The organism is Humibacter sp. (assembly GCF_035547335.1).
In the GTDB taxonomy this organism is placed as follows: Bacteria; Actinomycetota; Actinomycetes; order Actinomycetales; family Microbacteriaceae; genus Humibacter.
In genome coordinates this window covers 1-5,963 of the sequence record NZ_DASZVF010000069.1, presented here as the reverse complement: position 1 = coordinate 5,963, position 5,963 = coordinate 1, and the positions used below count along the sequence as shown (strand labels likewise).

4 protein-coding genes are annotated in these 5,963 nt (G+C 67.1%); 1 reads left to right on the top strand and 3 read right to left on the bottom strand.

All coding sequences use genetic code 11. From position 1 onward, the window contains the following. Positions 1–368: 368 nt before the first annotated feature. Positions 369–2,852, bottom strand: a complete 2,484-nt coding sequence (locus VHB92_RS14580; protein ID WP_325454493.1) for a hypothetical protein — start codon at positions 2,850–2,852, stop codon at positions 369–371. A gap of 67 nt (positions 2,853–2,919) precedes the next feature. Next, entirely contained in the window at positions 2,920–4,089 is a 1,170-nt protein-coding gene (locus VHB92_RS14575; protein WP_325454492.1) for an MFS transporter, read from the bottom strand. 80 nt (positions 4,090–4,169) lie between these two features. Between VHB92_RS14575 and VHB92_RS14570 the strand changes: the two genes are divergently transcribed. Continuing rightward, on the top strand, positions 4,170–5,741 hold the full coding sequence (locus VHB92_RS14570; protein WP_325454491.1) for a PQQ-binding-like beta-propeller repeat protein: 1,572 nt from the start codon (positions 4,170–4,172) through the stop codon (positions 5,739–5,741). A gap of 35 nt (positions 5,742–5,776) precedes the next feature. On the opposite strand, the gene VHB92_RS14565 is transcribed toward VHB92_RS14570, so the two are convergent. Then, positions 5,777–5,963: amidohydrolase family protein (locus VHB92_RS14565; RefSeq protein WP_325454490.1), on the bottom strand; the 187-nt coding region annotated here is incomplete at its 5' end.

Genomic DNA, 5,963 nt, shown 5'->3' with positions numbered 1-5,963 from the left:
GCCGCGAAGAGCTCGCTGCAGTGCCACGGCGCCATCGGCTACTCCGCCGAGCACGACCTCCACCTGTTCCTGAAGCGGGTGTGGGCGCTCGACGCCGCGTGGGGCACTCGCGCGAAGCACCGCCGGGTCGTCGCCGACGCCCTCGTCGGCTGACCCCGTCCCCCACATCAGTGAACTTCAGGGATTCGTCAGCCCGAGCCAAGGCCCGTGCCGCACTGTAGGTGCATGAGCACCGCACTGATCGTCATCGGCATCACGCTGATGGTCGTGCTCGCGCTGTCAGACCTGTTGCTGCACCGGCACTGAAGCGCCGCCGGGCGGCGGGGCGCCCCACTGCGATGCCCCGCGACGCACGCGGCCCGCCCTCACTAGGTCGATCGCCGCTGCCGTCGAGGCGGCCGCGGCCGACGAGCACGCTGGGACGCGTCATCGTCCCGACGCCGCGCCTCGGCTCGAAGGGCGCGTTCCCTTGCACCCGCGACATCAGCCACCAGTGCGTTCCGGGCCTCCGCCCAATCGAACGGGAGGGCCTCCGTATCACCGAACGTCTTCCATTGGTCGTCGAGGTACTTAATGAAGAGGTCCGCCCTGTCGAGCCGCTCGAGGATCCCGCGGACATCACGTATCTGCGCCCGAACTGCGACGTCGACGATCGGCGTATCGACAACCATCGCATCAACGTAGGTGAAGTCGCGGATTAGGCGTCGATAGGAATAGCTGCCAGCACTTGTAATGCGGTAGGGCCCACCCGCCCCACCCTCGTCGGCCGAGTCGAGCAGGCGCTTTTTGATCGCTCTCTGAATGTGGCTTCCAACCTGCTCCTGGGTAAACCCAAGGCTCTGGCCCAGCTCGTAGAGGCTAGATGAAGACACGAAACCTTCCGCTCCCGCCGCTTCTCCGCTTCGTTGCACATACGCCAGGAGCATCGGCATCAGGAAATGTTCGCCACCGTCGTCCGCCGTAATATCGAAAAGGTTGCAGATTTCGCTCGCGGCCGGATCATAGAATTCGTAATCTCCAAAGATCACGGAGCGAAGGAATTCGTGCGTCGGAATGACATATGTGCGGCCCTCGGCAGCAACATCCAGTATTCGTTGTGTCGACACGTATCCGCTCCCAACAAAAGAAGCCAACAGCGTCAGAGCCAGCCGCAGGTTGCCGCCACTTAGGTTTTCGAGTAGGGAATTCAATTCGGTCTCGCCCTTGAACGCTTTCTCAAGGACTTTGAGGTACTTCCGCAAGTCCGAACTATCCAGCGTTAGATTCTCGGGGAAACCCCCAGCTGCCTCGGCGTCGTCGAGTCGACGGACTGCGAACGCCAGACGCCTCCGCACTACCTCGTCGACTCGAGTCGGCGTCACGGCGAAGACCCGTGGCTGGTACGCGGCCAGGGACCCGCGACTCCGCGAGTCATAAAAGGTCTTGGGTCGAAGGGCCACGAACACAGTTGCGGGCCATGTTTCCGCGAGCGACTGCGCAATAAGAAAGACCCGTTCTTGAAACTCCGGGGGTCTCTGGTCAATGTTGTCGAGCACGATCACGGCCGCGCGGTTCTCGGTAGCTCTGATATGTTCGAGACTTCTGCGAAGGTGAGCGGTGCCATCGGCGGTGAGATCCTCCAGCAGCGATATCTCGCGCCGACGGAATTCGGCGGGATCGTCGCGTTCCAAGTCGCCGTAGATGCCGCGTTTGAACTGATTTAGCTCGCGATTATAAGTCGCGCGGATGAACCCCGCATCAGCGATCGACGTCGATCGCTGATGCTCGAGTTGCTCCCGGATGCGGCGCTCGACGTATGACTCGAGATGGCTGGTGAGCGCCGGCTCCTTCCCGAAATCGACGTAAAAAACCAGACTCGAGTCGAGCACCTCCGCCGCATCGACACGAATCAAGTGACGAAGAAACATCGATTTCCCGACACCTACGTCTCCGAGAATAATCAACGGTCGCCGACTCATTGCCGCAGCCATTACGTCCGCAGTCATTCTCAATCGCGGATTAACACCGCCTTTGCGTGTCGCCGTTTCAACTTCTACGTCTCCGGCCGCCCCGACACCCGCATAACGAGCGCGCAATATTTCCTTGCTAACAAGCGCGTACTGGGAAAGGGCACCCGTATTGCAGTAGCACTCGCGCAAAAAAGCCTCTGAAACAGTTTCCTCGGATTCCAGGTCTTGGATAAAGATCCCTCCAAGAATCTTGAGATCGGTCTCCCGCGCGCTTCTCTGCCTAAAACCAGGGTACCCAAATATTTCGTCGGACAGTTTCGGCGGCGGAGCAGGTTTTACGCTTCGGCCCAGCAGCGCACGTTGCAGGTTGCGTTCCGCGATCCCACCTGGCGACAGGTGGCTCCAAAGGATCTTAAAGCCTTCCTCCATCGAGCGAAGGGAGGGGAAGACGAGCGCACGTCCTTTGCGCGGTGGAACGCCGTCCTGACGGGACGCGAAGAACGCGATAAGTTGGTGGCCATTGCATAGCACGGCAATGGGAACGCCACGGCGCTGACAATAGCCAAGCACCTGTTCGATCGCCTTACCTGTTTCGGCGTCAGCCATCAACGTCTCAATGTCCACGGAGCGTCGGGTGTCAACACCCGCGGGTATGGCGAACCAGGTGCCTTCCCGCTTTGCCTCAAGAATGGCGGCAACAGCGGGTCGGCCGATCGAATAGTCGGCGTATTCGCCACCCTCGGGTGTCTCGCATTCAATCTGCGAAAGCGGCCATCGGAGGCATTCCGTCAGGATTCGATCAACAACCTGGAGGCGCGTGGTCGCCTCGTTCATGACGCCGGGCTCCGGGAATTCGGCAGCGAGTTCCGACATCTTCGTCAAGCCACTCGCGAAGACGTCCACTTGGCCTCCCTTGTCGGGGCGATCCTATGGGGTGACGCCGTGTGCAACGCGTGTGGCCGATCGAGCCTTACTCCTGGGCCGCATCTTCGCTGGTAGCAAGAACCGCTAGAGCGCTGATAGCGACGCCCGCGACGCACGCGGCGGGCACGACGAGCGCCCACGACAGGCCGAGCAGCTCGGCCAGGCCGCCGATGACGGGCGGGCCGGCCATGAGACCGATGTAACCGGCGCTGCCGACGTCGGCGAGCGCATTCTCGCCGCGCTCCCCCGCCGCGCTGAACATCACCGGCACCAGCGTGGCGAGCCCAATGCCGAGCACGCCGAACGCGACCGCGGCCACGGCGGCTGACGGCACGAGCGCGGCGACGGCGAGACTGGTCGCCGCGAGCGCGCCGCCCCAGCGAACGATCGCTACACGACCGAAGCGCCCGGTGGCGTGATCGCCGAGCAGCCGGAACGTCGTCATCGCGACGTTGAACGCGACGTAGCCGGTGGTCGCCACGCCGGCGCTCGCGTGCCGCTCGCGGTGCAGCAGCACCGCGCTCCAATCCGCCGTCGCTCCCTCGGTCATGAAGCAGACGAGCATCATCGCGCCGAGCAGCAGGACGGTCGGCGAGAGCCGGCGTACGCGCCGACCGGCCGGGTGCGGCGGCGGTGGCGGCAGCGTCGCGTCAGGCAGCAGGCCGGTGGCCGCGACGAGCGCCCCGACGACGATCACGACGCTCGTGGCGCGGAACGCGGTGGTGGCGGGCACGCCCTGCGCGGCCAGCAGGCCGGCGACGCCGGACCCGGCGAGCGCGCCCACGCTGTAGCAGGCGTGCATCCGGCTCATGATCGGCTTGCCGCGGCGCGTCTCGACGACGACGGCGTGCACGTTCATCGCCCCGTCCAGCGCACCGAAGACGAAGCCGGTGGCGGCGAGCGCGACGACCATCGCGCTCTCGGACCGGGCCTGCAGGGCGGCCGCGTCGGCTCCGAGCGCCAGTGGCGTGAGGACCACGGACCAGGCGATCGTCCGCCGCAGGCCCATCGCGCCCACCGACGGCGGCATCGCCCGGATGCCGAGGAACGCGCCGGCCGTCAGCGCGAGCAGCGTCAGGCCCAGCCGGCCGTCGGTGAGCCGCAGTCGCGCCTGCACGTCGGGGATGCGACCCGCGAACGAGCCGAAGCTCGCACCCGCCACCGCGAACGCCGCCGCGGTGGACAGCGCAGCGCGACGAATGCTGACGTCGCGCACGCTCTGACGCTAGTGGCGCCCCATGACACGGCCGACGGCGAGCGCGGTTCGACGGATCACGCTTCGGGTAGACGCGAGGCATGCGTCGCGGCGCCGGTCTTCTGCTGATCGCCGCGGCACTCGCCGCTGCTCCCGCCGGCGCTGGTGCGGCGCCGCGCACACCGACTCGACCTTCGCTGGTCGCCTCGATCGCAGGCTACGTCGCGCACGTGACGGCGCTGCACCTCCACCCGGCGACCGCCCGATTGCTGATCGACGGTCAGGGGCAAGGCCCGTGGCGCCGGATCGGTCCAGGCGGGCGGGTGACGTGGACGGTCCGTGACCGCCTCCGCGCCGGCCGTCACACCTTTGCCGTGGTTGCCCGGGACAGACGCGTGCTCGTGCGCAGGTCGATCACGGTGTCACGGGTCAGCGGCGCGTCCCCACCCGCCACAACCCCGCCCACGACCACCCCAGCGCCGACCACCCCAGCGCCGACCACGGCCGATGACTGGCCCGGCCTGCGGGGCGACGCCGGCGAGACCGGTTACCTGCCGTCTCCGACGGTCGCCGGGACGGACGCCCACCTCGCGTGGACCGCGCCGTCCGCCACCCACGCCGCTCAGAGCCCGGCCGTCATCGCCGGCGGGCGCACCTTCGTGGTCGGACCGGACGCCGACGTCATCGAGGCCTACGCGATCAGTGACGGCACCCACCTCTGGACGGCCGACCTGCGCGCGCTCACGAGCTGGCGCGCGAGCGCGTCCGACCTCATGACGCACGGCGGGCTGGTCTACGTCGGCGCCTCCGCGCTGGACGACGCCGGCCACGGCGGCATCGTCGCCCTGCACGCAGCCGACGGCACGCTCGCCTGGACCTACGTCGACACCCACGACGGCGGCGACGCCGCCTACCCCGGCGTCGTCCAGGGCGACACCCTCGTCACCGCGTTCGACACCGGGCTCATCACCGGTCTCGACGCAGCGACCGGTGCGGAGCGGTGGCACGACACGTCGAGCGCGGACTACCCGTCGCCACCGGTCGCGCTGCCGAACGGTCAGGTCGCGCTCGAGCTCGTCAACGGCACCGTGTCGTTCGTCAATGCTGCGGACGGGGCGATGGCACCGGCGTCCGCTCAACCGTCGGGCGACCACGCGCTGCCGGTGGCGTGGCGGGGCGATGTCATCGTGCCGTCCTCCACCAACGCCCGCAGCGGACAGCTCGCGGTGTACGCGGAGAACAGCTGCCGGGCCGAGCCGTGCCCGCCGACGCGGACGATCCCCCTGCCGTTCCGTCCATGGACCACCGTCGTCGCCGGCGACACAGCGGTCATGTCGTGGAACGATCCGGACGCTCCGACGACGGACTCCTTCCGCGTCACCGCCGTCGATCTCGTCTCGGGGGCGACGCTCTGGACCAGCGACAGCGTGATCGACGTCGGCGATGTCGTCGCCAGCGCGGACACCGTGTGGGTCAGCAGCAGCTACGGCGCGCCGCTGCGTGCCTTCCCGCTCGCCGGCTGCGGGGCCGCGATCTGCTCACCGGTCGCCGAGCCCGACGTCGGCGCACCCAACCCGGACGACACGAGCGCTTCCGGCGCGCTGAGCCTCGGCGAAGGCCACCTCGTCATCACGACGTACTCGAGCGGGCTGCACACCCTCGCGTTCGGCTGAGGCCGCGACGTCACACCAAGCCGTGAGTCACCCGTTCAGCTCGTGAGGACGTGACGGCCTTCGGGCGACAGAGACAGCATCGTGATCGCGTTCTTGCGCGTGATCTTCTCGATCTGCTCGCGCGAGAGCTTCTTCATCTGCTCCTCGGCGACGGAGCGCGTGTTCGGCCACGTGGAGTCCGAGTGCGGGTAGTCGCTCTCGTAGGTGACGTTGTCCTCGCCG